At 74.3% G+C, this 14,273-nt stretch carries 13 protein-coding genes; all 13 read left to right on the top strand.

Annotation, left to right across the window (positions count from 1 at the left end; all coding sequences use genetic code 11):
- Positions 1 to 231: 231 nt before the first annotated feature.
- Positions 232 to 1,500 (top strand): nucleotide sugar dehydrogenase, encoded by a 1,269-nt coding sequence (locus tag ACZ4WH_RS09705; RefSeq protein WP_468178416.1) that lies wholly within the window; start codon positions 232 to 234, stop codon positions 1,498 to 1,500.
- Between the two features lie 136 nt (positions 1,501 to 1,636).
- Complete coding sequence (locus ACZ4WH_RS09710; RefSeq protein WP_468178418.1) at positions 1,637 to 1,795, top strand: hypothetical protein; 159 nt, start codon at positions 1,637 to 1,639, stop codon at positions 1,793 to 1,795.
- Between the two features lie 106 nt (positions 1,796 to 1,901).
- Positions 1,902 to 3,305 (top strand): protoporphyrinogen/coproporphyrinogen oxidase, encoded by a 1,404-nt coding sequence (locus ACZ4WH_RS09715; protein ID WP_468178420.1) that lies wholly within the window; start codon positions 1,902 to 1,904, stop codon positions 3,303 to 3,305.
- Positions 3,306 to 3,357: 52 nt separating this feature from the next.
- Entirely contained in the window at positions 3,358 to 4,026 is a 669-nt protein-coding gene (locus ACZ4WH_RS09720) for an AAA family ATPase (RefSeq protein ID WP_468178422.1), read from the top strand.
- A complete protein-coding gene (locus tag ACZ4WH_RS09725) occupies positions 4,023 to 4,946 on the top strand; it encodes a glycosyltransferase family 2 protein (protein ID WP_468178424.1) in 924 nt (307 codons plus the stop codon). Before ACZ4WH_RS09720 ends, ACZ4WH_RS09725 begins: the two co-directional genes overlap by 4 nt.
- Positions 4,943 to 6,088, top strand: coding sequence for a hypothetical protein (locus ACZ4WH_RS09730; RefSeq protein WP_468178425.1), 1,146 nt, complete (start codon positions 4,943 to 4,945; stop codon positions 6,086 to 6,088). Before ACZ4WH_RS09725 ends, ACZ4WH_RS09730 begins: the two co-directional genes overlap by 4 nt.
- On the top strand, positions 6,066 to 7,079 hold the full coding sequence (locus ACZ4WH_RS09735) for a phosphotransferase family protein (protein WP_468178427.1): 1,014 nt from the start codon (positions 6,066 to 6,068) through the stop codon (positions 7,077 to 7,079). The genes ACZ4WH_RS09730 and ACZ4WH_RS09735 overlap by 23 nt, the downstream gene beginning before the upstream one ends.
- 45 nt (positions 7,080 to 7,124) lie before the next feature.
- Positions 7,125 to 8,129, top strand: a complete 1,005-nt coding sequence (locus tag ACZ4WH_RS09740; RefSeq protein ID WP_468178429.1) for an NAD-dependent epimerase/dehydratase family protein — start codon at positions 7,125 to 7,127, stop codon at positions 8,127 to 8,129.
- A gap of 76 nt (positions 8,130 to 8,205) precedes the next feature.
- Positions 8,206 to 9,360, top strand: coding sequence for a radical SAM protein (locus tag ACZ4WH_RS09745; RefSeq protein ID WP_468178431.1), 1,155 nt, complete (start codon positions 8,206 to 8,208; stop codon positions 9,358 to 9,360).
- Positions 9,361 to 9,375: 15 nt separating this feature from the next.
- The gene (locus ACZ4WH_RS09750) at positions 9,376 to 10,392 is read left to right on the top strand and encodes a hypothetical protein (RefSeq protein ID WP_468178433.1); all 1,017 of its coding nucleotides are present in this window, start codon (positions 9,376 to 9,378) and stop codon (positions 10,390 to 10,392) included.
- A gap of 64 nt (positions 10,393 to 10,456) precedes the next feature.
- Complete coding sequence (locus ACZ4WH_RS09755) at positions 10,457 to 11,410, top strand: aKG-HExxH-type peptide beta-hydroxylase (RefSeq protein WP_468178435.1); 954 nt, start codon at positions 10,457 to 10,459, stop codon at positions 11,408 to 11,410.
- Complete coding sequence (locus ACZ4WH_RS09760) at positions 11,400 to 12,668, top strand: aminoglycoside phosphotransferase family protein (protein WP_468178437.1); 1,269 nt, start codon at positions 11,400 to 11,402, stop codon at positions 12,666 to 12,668. The genes ACZ4WH_RS09755 and ACZ4WH_RS09760 overlap by 11 nt, the downstream gene beginning before the upstream one ends.
- Entirely contained in the window at positions 12,665 to 14,272 is a 1,608-nt protein-coding gene (locus ACZ4WH_RS09765; RefSeq protein WP_468178439.1) for an MBL fold metallo-hydrolase, read from the top strand. The genes ACZ4WH_RS09760 and ACZ4WH_RS09765 overlap by 4 nt, the downstream gene beginning before the upstream one ends.
- Position 14,273: the final 1 nt, after the last annotated feature.

Here is a 14,273-nt window from a genome sequence, read left to right on the forward strand (position 1 = left end):
CCTCCCGTGCTCGCCCGTTCGGTACGCGTGATTCCCTGGCGAATTATCTGGCTCCGCCCCTTCCGGGGAGCGCGTCCCTGCGTATTTCCGTAAATCCGGCCCGGACCGGGTTCGTATATCCGCAAGGAAGTCGCCGCCGGCCCGCGCGGTCCGGTAAGCCTGAGGGCCGGACGCCCTTACGGCAGCCGAAAAAGAACGCTTCGTCTCCCCGTCACGAGAAGGAGTCGGGCCATGGCTGGACCAGCCGGACCGTACGATCTCGTCGTCATCGGACTCGGCTACGCCGGACTTCCGCTGGCCGTCGAGGCTGCCCGCACCGGTATGCGGGTCGCGGGTCTCGACCAGGACCCGGAGCGGGTGGCGCGCCTGGCGGCCGGCCTCTCCTACGTCGACGACATCTCCGACGCCGAGGTGGCGGCGGCACGCGCCCAGGGGTTCCACCCCACCGGCGATCCGGAGGTGCTGGAGCGGGCGGAGGCCATCGCCATCTGCGTGCCCACGCCGCTGCGCGACTCGGTGCCGGACCTGACCGCGGTCATCGACGCGGCCCGGCTGATCGCGCCCCGGCTGCGGCCGGGGGCGCTGGTGGTGCTGGAGTCGACCACGTACCCCGGGACGACGACGGACGTCCTGCTGCCCCTCCTGGCCGTGGACGGCCGGGTCGTCGGGCGCGACTTCCGGCTGGCCTTCTCGCCGGAGCGTACGGACCCGGGCAACCAGGCCTTCCGGCTGTCCAACACCCCCAAGATCGTCGGCGGTGTGACCGCGGAGTGCTCGGCCGCGGCCACCGCGCTGTACGACCGGCTCGTGCAGAAGGTCGTGACGGTGAGCACCCCGGCGGCGGCGGAACTGGCGAAGCTGCTGGAGAACACCTACCGCCAGGTCAACATCGCCCTGGTCAACGAGCTGGCGGTGTTCTGCCACGGCCTGGGGGCCGATGTCTGGGAGGTCATCGACGCCGCCGGCACCAAGCCGTTCGGCTTCCAGGCCTTCCGCCCCGGGCCGGGCGTCGGCGGCCACTGCATTCCCGTCGACCCCGGGTACCTGGCCTTCCGGGGCCGCAGTCTCGGCCATCCCCTGCGGTTGACCGAGCTGGCCCAGGACATCAACAACCGCATGCCCGACTATGTCGTCGGGCGCGTCACCGACCTGCTCAACGACTCCCGGCGCAGCGTCCGGGGGGCGCGCATCCTGCTGCTCGGCGCCACGTACAAACCCGATGTCGCCGACGGGCGGGGCGCCCCCGCGCTGGCCATAGCCGAACGCCTGGTGGGTCTCGGCGCGGAGCTGTCCTTCCACGATCCGTACGTGACCCGGCTGCCGGCCGGCGGGCGCACTCTGCGGCGGGTCGCGGCGCTGGACGCCGCGGTGGCCGAGGCGGACCTGGTCGTCCTGCTCCAGCCGCATCTCGACTACGACCTGCCCGCGATCGCCGACGCCGCCCGACTGATGTTCGACACCAGCGGCCGGGCGGTGGGCCCGGACGTCGTGCAGCTCTGAAAAGCACGGCTGCGGATATCGGAAATCTCCGCCTCTGGAATTCATTGAGGCGGATTCTCGCGGACTGCTAGCTTTTTCGGCAGGCGGGGAATTCGACCCTCCCGCACATCTCGCACATCTATGAAAGAGGTGGAACATGTCCGAGGGTAACGAGCTGGAATTCGAGGCGTTCGTCGACGCGGTCAAGTCCTACGACCTGGAGACGGTCGGCGCCACGGAGACCGCCCACTCGTCCGCGGTCTCGGTGAAGCCGTGGCAGCACGTGGACGAGCAGGCCGCCCAGGCCGACGCCTGATCGTCGCCCTGGTGCACCGCCGGCGGGTGGCCGGCCTCCGGCCACCCGCACGGCCCGCTCCCCTGGCCCCGACCCGACTCCGCGCACCGATGTGAGGTCGCCCGCGATGTCCCACCCCACTCCCGAACGGCCGCACGGCCGCGACGAGATCGTCGAGACCGAGGTGCTGATCCTCGGCGGCGGCCTCGCCGGCCTCGCGGCCGGCTCGCTGCTCGGCGACCGGGCCACGGTGCTGGAGGCCGAGCCCCGTCCCGGCGGACTGGTCCGCACCGAGCGGGTGGGCGCGTACTGGTTCGACCACGTCATCCACCTGCTCTACTTCAGTCACCCCTCCGTGGAGGAGCGGATCCGCGGGATGCTCGGCGAGACGCTCCGGCCCTGCCCCCCGGTCGCCTGGGTGGAGACGGCCGCCGGCACCACCCGCTTCCCGGTCCAGCTGCACCTGGCGGGACTCGAACCGGAGGCCCGCGCCGCCTGCCTCGCCGACTTCGCCGAGGCCGCGCGGACAGACCGCCGGGACGCCGCCGACTACGAGGAACTGCTGCTCAACGCGTTCGGACGCACCCTGTGCGACCTGTTCTTCTTCCCCTACAACGCCAAGCTGTGGCGGCGCCCGCTGCACCAGCTGTCCGCCTCCGGCTTCCACTGGAACCTCACCCGGCCCGGCCTGGCGGACGTCGAGCGCGGCGCCGATCCTGCCCGGCCGGTGACCGCGCCCTACAACGCCCGCGGCTGGTATCCCCGGCCGGCCGGCCCCGGCCGGCGGGGCATGGAGGTGCTCTCCGAGGCGCTGGCGGGCCGGGTCGCCGACCTGCGGCTGCGGCACACCGTGGAGCACATCGACCCGGAGCGGCGCCTGGTCCGGGCGCGGACGCCCGAGGGGCCGGTCCGCTTCCACTACACCCGGGAGTGCCTGTCCACCCTGCCGCTGCCGGCCACGGTCGAGCGGTGCGGCTCAGCCCCGGCCGACCTGGTCGCCGCCTGCCGCGAGCTGCCGCGCAACCGGGTCCGGTCGGTGGCGCTCGCGGTGCGCGGCCCGCGCCCCGAGGGCACCGGCCACTGGCGCTACTACACGCGCCCGGACGTGCCCTTCACCCGCCTGGTGTTCATGACCGAGTTCGACCCGGCCATGGCCCCGGCCGACGGGTGGGGGGTGCTCGCCGAGGTCGTCGAACGCTCCGGGGAGCCGGCCGTGACCGACGCCGAACTCACCGCGCGGGTCCTGCGGGGCGTGCGCGCGGTGGGGATGCTGGACGGCGGCGAGGTCGTCGCCTCGCGCGTGTTCCACGCCGACCCGGGCTACGTCGTCTTCACACCCGCCGCCCAGGCCGTCACCGAACGCGCCCTCGGCTTCCTGGCGGAGCGGGGGCTGACGGCCCTCGGCCGCTACGGCTCCTGGACGTACTCGTCGATGTCCCAGGTGATGGAGTCGGCCTTCGCCTGGGCGGAAGGCCTGGCCGGCGTACCCGCGGCCCGGCCACCGGCGGCCACCGCGCCCGGGGTGCCCTGAGCCCGGCGCCCGCGCTCTTCCCTGTCCATCGCTCGCAGGTACGGAGAACCCCTTGCTGCCCACCAGCCCACACCGCTTCCTCGCCCTCGAGGGCATCGACGGATCCGGCAAGACGACCACCGCACGGCTCATCGCCCGCCACGTCCGTGGCACGGGGCGCCCGCTGTCCCGGATCGGGCAGCACTCCTGGCTGGACCCGCGGGCCGCCCGGGTGATCATCGACGTGCGGGAGCACCGGCCGCGCCGGCACACCCCCGCCGAGATCGCCGACGCGTACTTCCGCGACAAGCGGCTCCAGGCCCGGGCCATCGGCGACCTGCTGGAGCACCGCACCGTGCTCTCCGACCGGTACGTCTTCAGCGACGCGGCCTATCTGGAGGCGCTGTACGGGATACCGGCCCGCGAGACCCTGGACCGCCACCACGCCGCCGGCACCCGCTTCCCCGACCTGATCATCTATCTCGACGTGCCGGTCGACGAGGCCGCGCACCGCGTGGTCACCCGCGCCAAGAGCATCCGCCACTACGAGAACAGCTACACCCTCGACCAGGTGAGCGGCGTCTATCGCGCGCTGCTGCTGGAGGACCCGCCGCCCTACCTGCCGCCCGTGCACGTCTTCCGCAACACCGCCGGCGCGCACGACGACGCCAGGCTGGCGGAACTCCTCGACACCATCGACGGCCGGCTGGCGCCCGCGCCGCAGCTGCTGGGGCAGCCGTGAAGGACATCGCCGTCATCATCCCCTGCCACGACGCGGCCCATCTGGTGGGCGGGCAGCTCGCGGCCCTGGCCCGCCAGCGGACCCGGTACGACTGGGAGGTGGTCGTCGTCGACGACGGCTCCCGCGACGACCTGTCCGGCGCGGTCGACCGGTACCGCGACGCCCTGCCCGCCGTGCGGATCGTCGCCCACCACCCGCGACGCGGCACCGGCGCCGCCCGCAACGCCGGCGCCCGGGCGTCGGACGCGCGCCTGCTGCTCTTCCTCGACGCCGACGACGAGGTGGCTGACGGCTACCTGGACGCCATGGCGGCGGCACTGGACGAGGCCGGCATGGTCACCGCCGACATCGACTACCGGCGGCTCAACTCCCCGCGGGTACTGCGCAGCACCCCGCCCGACCAGCTCTGCGACGTGCTGACGCCGAGTCTGTTCCTGCCGAACGTACCCGGCGGCCTGATGGGGACGACCCGCGAACTCTTCGACGAACTGGGCGGCTTCGACGAGGAGTTGCCCGCGCTCGCCGACATCGACCTGTCCTGGCGGGCGCAGTTGGCGGGCCGGCGCATCGCCGTCGCCGCCACGGTGGTGTCGGTCGCTGTGCGCACCACCCACCTGGCCCGGCTGCGCCGCGCGCGGTTCCAGGCCAGGGACGCCGTCGTCCTGCGGGAGAAGTTCGCCGGCCAGGGGCTCGACCCGGTCGGCCGGGCGGAGCACGCCCGGCAGTGGATCCGGCTGGCCGGACTCCTCCCGGGGGTCGTGCGCCCGGCGGGGCGTGCCCGACTGGCGTGGCAGCTCGGCTGGCAGCTCGGCACCCTCGACACCCTGCGCGGCGCCCGGCGGACCGGAGGCGTCCGCGCCGTGCCGCGCCCGGCCGGGTCCGCCGCACCGGTGCGCCCGTGGAAGGGGCAGGCGTCGTGATCACACTGTCCCGGGGCATGAACCCCCACGAGACGGCGCACGCCGAGCCGGTCACCGTCTCGGACCCGCCCTTCGAGCTGCTGTCCGGTGTCCCGTCGTACCTCAACGTCCTGGACGCGCTCCTCGCCCGGGACCTGGCCGACCGGCTGGAGCGGCAGACCGGCGAGGCGGCCTGCGCCACCTCCAAGCACACCTCGCCCGCCGGTGTCGCGCTCGGCACGCCCCTGGCCCCCGGTGCCGAGGAGTTCCACGACCGGGGCCCGCTGCCGGCCGACCCGGTGGGCCGCGCCGTCCTGCGGGCGCGCAGCACCACACCCAAGTACGCGTACGCCGACTTCGTGGCCGTCTCCCGCCCGGTCACCGGCGACGTCGACCCGTCCCTCTTCGCCAACGCCGTCGGTGTGATCGCCCCCAACTACGACCCCGAGGTCGTCGACCGGCTGCGCCGGTTCAACGACGGCACGTTCATCGTGCTGCGCGGACCGGCCCCCGCGACTCCCCCCGTACGGCTGGAGGTCCAGGAGACGCACGGGCTGCGGCTCACCCGGGAGATCCCCGGCGCGGCCGGGTTCGCCGGCGGCCTGCACACGGTCTGCGGCGACCTCCACGACCCGGGCAGCCTCGCGGTGGCCGTCCTCGCGGTCGCGCAGGCCCAGTCCAACTCGATGGTGTTCGCCGTCGGCGGGCAGACGATCGGCATCGGCATGGGGCAGCAGCACCGGCTGGACTGCACCCGTCTCGCGGCGCACCGCGCGCTGGTCTGGCAGCGCCGCCACCACCCCGACGTGCTGTCCCTGCGCTTCGCGGACCACGTGGACGCCGCGCAGCGAGCCGTCTGGCGGGCCCGTGTCGCCGAGGGCGACCTGACACCGTCGGTGCGCGACGAGCTGGCCGGTGTCCTGCGCGATCCGCGGCTCGCCGCGCGCGAACCGGACTGGTCCCGGACACCGCCCCTGACGGGTGTCACCCTGGCGGCCGACAACCACTTCCCGTTCGTCGAGGTGGTGGAACTGGCGGCACGGACGGGCGTCACCCAGCTGGTGACCCCCCGCGGCTGCACCGACGCCGGAGCGCTGCGCGAGGCCTGCGTCCGGCACGGCATCAGCTGGATCGTGACCGGTGAGCGTCTCTTCCGGCACTGAGGCGGTGCCGTGGCGGCACCCGGGCTGGGCGACCGCGGCGACCGCACGCGTCGACGCCGCGCTCGCCCACGAGGGCATCAGCCGCACCGGCCCGGTCACCGAGGTCAAGAACTGGGTCCTGTCCGCGGTGCTGCGCTGCCCGACCTCGCACGGCCCCGTCTACTACAAACAGTCCCTGCCCTGCCTCGCCCACGAAGGACCGCTGCTCGCCCGGCTGGGCGCCCGCCGGCCCGGGCTCGTGCCCACCGTGCTGGCCCCGGACCTGCCCGGTCCCGGCTGGTGCACGCGCGGTGTCCGCCTGCTGCCCGGCACCGGGTTGCCGGACCGGGCCCGGGGCGACGCGCTGCGCGAACTCGCCGTGCTCCAGCGCCGGCTGGTCGAGGAGCCCGGTGGGGTGGCGGAGCTGACCGGGCTCGGCTGCTGGGACCGCCGCGCGGACGCACTCGCGCGGGAAGCGCGGACCCTGGCCGAACGGGCGGACGTGTTCGGGCCGGACGCCCCGCTCCCGGACGCGCTCACCCCACGGGAGGCCCGCAGCTGGGCCGACGCGCTGCGCCGGGTTCCCTCCTGGTGCGCCGAGTTGGCCACCCTGCCGCCCGGCGACACGCTCGTCCACGGTGACCTGCACCCGGGCAACTGGGGTGTCGATCCGGCCGGCGGCCGGATCACGCTGCTCGACTGGGCGGAGGCCGCCGTCGGCCACCCCTTCCTGGACATCGCCCCCGCCCTGCGGAGCGCGGCCGATCCCGCCGAACGGGCACGGGCCCTCGCCCGCTGCTTCGCCGGGTGGGCACCCCTGATGTCGCCCGCCCGGTGCGCGGCGGTCTGGCGGATCGCCGAGCCGGTCGCGGCCCTGAACCAAGTCGTCACCTACGTGCGGTTCCACGACGAGACCGCCCCGCCCGAACGGCGGAACTGGGCGCCCCGCGTCCTGTGGTGGGCCAGACGGCTGACCGGCCTCCTGGCCGGCGCGGGCCGCCGCGCACCGTGAACCCCAGCCCCACCGACCGCACAGCACACCCGAGGAGGGTTCTCCATGTGGGACATCAACGCGCCCGGCAGGCCGGTCCTGGTCACCGGCGGAGCCGGCTTCATCGGCGGTCACCTGGTCCGCGCCCTGACGCGCGCCGGGCACCGCGTCCGCGTCCTGGACGACCTGTCGACGGGCCGGCCCGACACGTCGGCCGGGCTCCCGGGGGTCGAACTCGTCCGCGGCAGCGTGCTCGATCCCGCCGCCGTGGCCGCGGCGGCGGCCGGCACCGGCCTGGTGCTGCACCTGGCCGGCGTCGTCGGCATGCGCCTCGCCGCCGAGCAGGCGGACCTCGCCCACCGGGTGGGCCGCACCGGCACGGCGAACGTCCTCGCGCACACCGGTGACGTGCCGGTGGTGCTGTTCTCCAGCTCCGCGGTCTACGGCCTCACGGACGGGCGGGCCCCGCTCGCCGAGGACACACCGATCGACCGCTCCGTACCGCTCGCCTACGACGGCGGCACCGAGGGTTACGCCACCGGCAAGTGGGAGCTGGAGCGGCTCGGCGCCGAGGCGGCGGCCGCCGGCCGGCCCGTGCTGGTGGTGCGCCCCTTCAACGTCGTGGGACCGGGACAGCGCAGCCGCTACGGCATGGTCCTGCCCACCTTCCTGCGGCAGGCCGCGGCCGGGCAGGCGCTGACCGTCCACGGCGACGGCAGCCAGCGGCGCTGCTTCACCGAGGTCGCCCAGTTCACCGACCGGCTGCTGCGCCTGATGGCGGCGGCGCCGGCCTGGCGGCCCGACGGCAACGTGTACAACATCGGGTCCACCCGCGAGACGAGCATCGGCGAACTGGCCCGCCTCGTCCTGGCGGCGACCGGAAGCACGGCCGGCGTCGTGCACGTGCCCTACGAGCAGGTCTTCCCCGGCCGCAGCGACGTCACCGGCCGCGTCCCCGCGACGGACCGGCTGCGCGCCGTCGTCGGCGAGACGCGCTGGCTGCCCGCCGCGGAGATCGTCGCGAGCATGTCCGCCGGGCCCCGGTCCCGGGTGCGGGTTCTCGCAACATGACCGGTGACGCGTTGACGCGCGAATCCCGGACCAGAAAGCATTCTGCACACCGCATTCCGAAGGATGGGAATTCCCCATGGAGCTGAGGCTTCCGGCGCCCGGCGAGACGATTCTGGCGATGCTGAAACTCCCCGGTGAGATATGCAATATCAACTGCCATTACTGCTATGAGCGACGCAAGCCGTACCCGAACGCCCTCATGTTGAAGCCGGATGTGCTCCGGCGTTTCCTCGACGCGTGCGAGGGACGCCCGCTGGCCGTCGAACTGCACGGCGGGGAGCCCCTGTTGCTCGGGCGGCGCAGGCTGGGTGAGCTGCTCGCCGTGCTGCGCGGCTACGAGGGCCGGGTGACCCTGTCGATGCAGACCAACGGCATCCTGCTCGACGCGGCATGGCTGGACTTCTTCGACCGGGAGTGGCCGGACATCGAGATCGGCGTCAGCCTCGACGGCGACGAGCGGGGCAACGCCCACCGCGTCGACTTCCGTGACAAGCCCACGTACCCGAAGGTGGTGCGCGCGCTCGAACTGCTCGCCGCCCGCGGCCGGCAGGTCGGCGTGATCGTCGTCGTCACCCGGCGCATCCTCGGCCGGGCGGGCGAAGTCCTCGACTCCCTGGGCCGCTTCGAGGCGGTCAAGGGCGTCAAGCTCTCCGGCTGCCTGGACTTCAACGTCAAGACGAAGGACTACCGGACCGCCAACCGGGAGTCCCTGCGCGTCCTCAACCCCGACGGGGTCGGCATGCCCGGCTGGGCGACCACACCCGACGAGTACGCCGACTTCCTCGTCCAGGCCTTCGAGCACTGGCGTGCCACCAAGGCGTACCGCTCCTACGTCCTGGAGCCGTTCTTCACGATCATCCGCGCGCTGTCGGGCCTGCCGACCAGCTACACCAGCTACAGCGAGCGCAAGGAGCCGTACATCGTCACGCTCTACCCCGACGGCCGCATCGGCAGCTCCGACGAACTCACCATGCCCGGCGCCCTGCTGGGCTCGGTGGACACCACCGAGTCCCTGGACGACCTGCTGACCCTGGACACCAACCCCCGCCTGCGCGGTGACCTCACCGACCTCCTCGCCCGGTGCGCCGGCTGCTCCCATGCCGCGACCTGCCGCGGCGGTGCCCTGCCGGACCGGCTGCGGTTCGCGGGCACCGGCTTCGAGGAGGACTACTGCGACCACCGGCGCAAGGTCATCGACCACGTGGCGGCCGCGCTGCCGGCCGCCGTCTGAAAGGCACCCCGTCCTATGTTCCTGCTTCCCGCCATCGACCTGGACCAGTCGGAGAACCGCGTCTGGAACGCCTCGCTGGACGGCCGGGCCATCCACTCCTACCTACTGTGGATCGAGCCGACGGCCGCCGACCGGGCTCCGCGGGCCGCCGTACGCACACCGGCCGCGCCCGGCGCCGTACCCCTCGACCCGGACCGGGCCGTCACCCCCCTCGGCCGGGCCCTGACCGCCCTGGTCTCCCTCGCCGAGGCGGCCCCCGCCCGGGTCGCCCTGGACCGGTTCGACCCGTCCGCGGCGTCGCTCACGCTCGGCGACACCCCCGACGACGGACCGGAGCTGCTGGTCCTGGAGACCCCGGCGGACGAGCCGCGGGCCCCGGGCCTGCCCCGGACCCTGCTGGCGGCCGGCCCGGCGGCCCGGGAGGTCACCACGGCCGCGGCCGCCGTGCTGGTCGAGGCCGGCCTGCGCTATGTGCTGGACCTCGCGCTCGGCGCGGTCGTGTACGCGCCGGAGCCGCACCCGCGCCCCTACTCCGACGGCTCCTGCGAACTCGCCTGGATCGTCGGCCGGCCCGACGACCCGGTCGCCGTCGCGGAGGCCCTGCTGCGCGAGGGCGCCCGCGCCTGGACCGGTCAGTGGCTGCGGGCCGAGGAGTCCGTCGGGATGCGCACCGCCCCGCTGCGCCACCCGGACCGGGACTGGCTGGCCGCCCTGCTCGGCGACTGCTTCGCCTACCAGCTCCACGACCGCCTCGCCGCGCGGCGCGGCGGTGAGCCGGGGCCCTCGCGGGAACGGGCCGACGAGCTGTACGCGGCCCTGCTGGCCCGACGCCCCGGACTGGACGAGCGGCTCGGCCGCACGGCCGGCTTCGGTGTGCTCTGCGAACTCGTCGGCTTCATGTACCCGTGCTGGAACCGGCGGCAGTTCGCCACCAAGTCCCCGTTCGACTACATGCGCGAACTGCGGGCCCTGACCGACGCGGAGAAGGCGGAGCACCTCGCCAAGTGGTCGGCCCCCGAGGCGGCCCGCTGACACCCGGGCCGGCCACGGCCCGCCCGACCGCAACCACCCCACAGCACCAGAAGGGAACACCAGCATGGTCGCGACCGCCGTCGACCTCTCCGAGCTGCTGGACGGGCTCACCAGCACCCTCCTCACGGAGCGCGCCGAACGCGAACGCCGCGTCCTGGCGAGCCTCGGCGCGCTGGCGCCCACCGCCCGACTCGCCGGTACCGAGGGCACGCCGGACGCCTTCGACACCGCGATCCTCCACCACGCCTTCCAGCAGGCCCAGCTCGCCGTGCGCACCCGGGACGCCGAACGCGCCCGGCGCGCTCTGCGGCTGTGGCAGGAGCGGGACCGGCTGCGCCGCCGGGCCGTCCCCACCGCCGTCGGACCGGTGCTGGTGGTCCGCGCCGCCGACTGCGCCGAGGTCGAGGACGGCCGGCTGGGCAGCCGTATGTTCCTCCTCGAAGACCCGGTCCCCGAGGTGCCGGAGCAGATCGCGCGGACGCTGAACGAGGCGATCGACGCCGCCCTGGCCGTCGGCTGCGACGTGCTGCGCTCCTCCACGGCCGTCGTCGTCTGGACCGAGGTCCGGGCCCTGGAGGAGACCTGCCGCAGTTACACGTTCGACTTCCTGCCCGGCAGCGTGGTCCTCAACTGGACCGAGGAACCTCAGCGGCTGGCCGAGACGCTGGTGCACGAGGCCACCCACTCGTGGCTCAACGAGTGCCTCGCCGCCGAGAACGTCGTCCTCCCCGAGGACGTCAGCTTCCATTCCCCGTGGAAGAACGAGGAGCGGCCGGCGTTCGGCATCGTCCACGCCGCTCTGGCGTTCGCCCACGTCATCGCCTACCTGTCGCGCATCCAGCCGGCGCCCGAGGACACCTCCCCGCTCGCCAACGTCCTTCGCCACCGCCTCGCCGACGAGCTGCGCTCGCTCGAATCCGGTCACGAGGCGGCCCTGAAGTGCTTCGAACTGGTCGGCTCCGCACGGCTGCGGACCTACCTGGAGGCGGCTGTCGCGGCCGCACGGCATGCCGTCTGAACCGGACCCGGACGCCCCCGGCGCCCGGGCGGACGGTCCCCCCTACCGGCCCGGCCCGCCGCTCGACCTGCTCCCCGCCGACGTACGGCAGCCGGTGCGCGCGCTGCTCGGCGACCCGGCCGCCCGGGTGACGGACGTGCGGGCCACGGCGATCGGCTACGAGAGCTGGAGCAGGTCCAGCGACGGCCTGTACGACGTCAGCGGAACCGCCCGCACCGCGCACGGCGACCGCGCCTGGCGGCTGGTCCTCAAACAGGTCCGCCACCGCCGCTGGACCCCCGCGCCCGGTGATCTCGCGCGGCAGATGGACGACGGCGGGGACGGGCCGGGGGACTGGGCCTACTGGCGTCGCGAGGCCCTGGTCCTCGGATCGGGACTGCTGGACCGGCTGCCCGACGGCTTCGCCGCACCGCGCTGCCTCGCGACCACCCCGTCGGGCGCCGCCGGACAGGGACTGCGGCTGTGGCTGGAGCGGGTGGCGGGCCTGCCCGGTGACCGGTGGACGGCCGACGACCTGCTCACGGCGGCGTACGACCTCGGCCGCTGGCACGCCCGCTACCTGGCCGAACCGCCCGGCCCCCGGCCCTGGTTCTGCCGGCCCTTCCTGGAACAGCGGGCCCTGCGCGGCCGGGCCGCCCTCATCGGCCGGGTCGAGGAGGCCACCGGCGCGGCCGATCCGCTGCTGCGGCGCCTCTTCCCGCGCTCGGCCGCCACGGCACTGCGCACCCTGTGGGCGCGGCACGTCCAGGTCGTCGGCCTGCTGCGGCGGCTGCCCCGCACCCTGGTCCACCGCGACCTCACCCCGGGCAACCTCTTTCGCGCTCCCGGCCGGACGGTCGCGATCGACTGGGGCCAGACGGGGCTGGGACCGGCCGGTGAGGACCTGGCGACGCTGGTCCTGTCGTCCCGCCCCGCGCAGCACCTGGACGCGCGGGGGCTGGCGGACCTCGGCGCCGCCGCGACCGCGCGCCACCGGGCCGGGCTGGCCGAGGGCGGCTGGCACGGCGACCCGGAGACGGTCGCGGTGGCCTACCGGCTCGTCGCCGCCTACCACTACGGCCTGCCGCTCGCCCGCACGGCGGACAAGCTGCTGGCCCTGCCGCCGGCGGAGCGACGGGCGGCGGCGGAGGACCCCGGCCTGCGGACGCGGATCGCCGCGATGATCGCCCACCTGGAGACCGCCCAGCCGGACCTGCGGCGGCTGGACACGCCCGTCTCCTCACCGAGTCGCCGGACCCGTTCCGGGAGGACACCATGAAGATCACGTTTCTGGGGCACGCGGGCGCGCTCATCGAGACCGACGAGGTCCGGCTGGTGTGCGATCCGTGGTTCTCCGAGACCGGCGCCTTCCTGGCGGGCTGGCACCAGCTCCCGGACAACAACGCCTGCGCCGGCCTGCTCGACGGTGCGACGCACGTGTACGTCTCCCACGACCATGAGGACCACTTCGACGCCGGCGTCCTCGGCGCCCTCGACCCGTCCGTGCGCCTGCTCATGCCGGACTACCGGCTGCCCGGCTGGCACCGGCTGGTGGCGGCGCTCCCGGGACCGGCACCGACCCTGCTGGGCGACGGGGAGGTGTTCGAGGCCGGCTCGCTCCGGTTGCGCCTGGTCATGTCGCCGATGACCCAGCACCAGGACTCGGCGCTGGTCATCGAGGACACCGCGACCGGCCAGGTCGTCGTCAACCTCAACGACTGCCAGGTCGACCGCACCCAGCTGCGCATGCTGCGCCGCCTGCACCCGCGGATCGACGTGGTGATGGCCCAGTTCTCCGGAGCGACCTGGTTCCCGTTCGCCTACTCCTTCCCCGCCGCGGAGGCGGCCGGGGCCGCGGCGCGCAAACGGACCAACTCGATGCGCCGCTGGGCCCGTTACATGCGGGCGCTGGACCCGCGCACCGCGGTGGCCTTCGCCGGACCGCCGATCCTCCTCGACCCCGCCCTGACCCCCCACTTCTTCGATCCGGCGTCCATCTTCACCACGCCCCCGGAACTGCTGCGCTGGCTGGAGGCGGAACACCCCGGCCTCGCGGCCCGCTGCGTCGCCCCGCTGCCGGGCGACGTCCTCGACGTCGGACCGGCCGAGCTGACACCGGACGCGCGGATACGGCAGGACTTCGACTGGGCACGGCTCGAGGAGTACACCGAGCGGTACGCGCGGCGGCGGGCGCCGGCCATCGAACGGGTGCTGGCCGCCCGTCCCGAGCCCCGCACGGACCTCTTCGACGCGTTCTGCGAGCACTTCCAGGCCCTGTTCCGGTCGGCGGAGAAGACCTGCCGGGCCGTCGACGCGGTCGTCGGCTTCGACATCCGTGGCCCGGGCGGCGGATTCTGGCTCGTCGACTTCCGCCGGCTGCGGGTGCGGCGCGGCGGCGATCCCGAAGACGCCGGCCACGACTACCGCTTCACACTGGACTCCCGGTTCCTCCCGCCGATCCTCAGCGGCGAGAGCACCTGGGAGGAGTTCTTCTTCTCCTTCCGCTTCACCGCGTGGCGGCCCTCGGTCGAGGCCTACAACGAGGAGCTGATGTCCGTCCTGCGGCGCAGCTCGCCGGGCGACCTCGCCGAGCACGCCGCCCAGCTGGACCGGGCCCGGCGGCGGCCCGGCGGCACCTTCCGGCTGACCACCGCCGAGGGCACGTACCTGGTCGAGGACACCTGCCCGCACATGGGCGCCCGGCTCCAGGCCGAGGACCACGACCCCGGACAGAACGTCGTCGTCTGCCCCCAGCACGGCTGGCGCTTCGAGGTACCCGGCGGCCGCTGCCTCAACGGACGGGCCCGGCTGGGCATCGTACCGGCCCCGCCCGAGGGGGCGGACGACCCCGGCGCGGCCGACCCCCGACGAGAGGACGACTGAC

This window comes from Streptomyces sp. NPDC029138, from assembly GCF_055564375.1.

Bases quoted from the DNA above. Each gene is read 5' to 3' on its own strand.
- ACZ4WH_RS09705 (WP_468178416.1), top strand. From the start codon at position 232: ATGGCTGGACCAGCCGGACCGTACGATCTCGTCGTCATCGGACTCGGC.
- ACZ4WH_RS09710 (WP_468178418.1), top strand. From the start codon at position 1,637: ATGTCCGAGGGTAACGAGCTGGAATTCGAGGCGTTCGTCGACGCGGTC.
- ACZ4WH_RS09715 (WP_468178420.1), top strand. From the start codon at position 1,902: ATGTCCCACCCCACTCCCGAACGGCCGCACGGCCGCGACGAGATCGTC.
- ACZ4WH_RS09740 (WP_468178429.1), top strand. From the start codon at position 7,125: ATGTGGGACATCAACGCGCCCGGCAGGCCGGTCCTGGTCACCGGCGGA.
- ACZ4WH_RS09745 (WP_468178431.1), top strand. From the start codon at position 8,206: ATGGAGCTGAGGCTTCCGGCGCCCGGCGAGACGATTCTGGCGATGCTG.
- ACZ4WH_RS09750 (WP_468178433.1), top strand. From the start codon at position 9,376: ATGTTCCTGCTTCCCGCCATCGACCTGGACCAGTCGGAGAACCGCGTC.
- ACZ4WH_RS09755 (WP_468178435.1), top strand. From the start codon at position 10,457: ATGGTCGCGACCGCCGTCGACCTCTCCGAGCTGCTGGACGGGCTCACC.
- ACZ4WH_RS09760 (WP_468178437.1), top strand. From the start codon at position 11,400: ATGCCGTCTGAACCGGACCCGGACGCCCCCGGCGCCCGGGCGGACGGT.
- ACZ4WH_RS09765 (WP_468178439.1), top strand. From the start codon at position 12,665: ATGAAGATCACGTTTCTGGGGCACGCGGGCGCGCTCATCGAGACCGAC.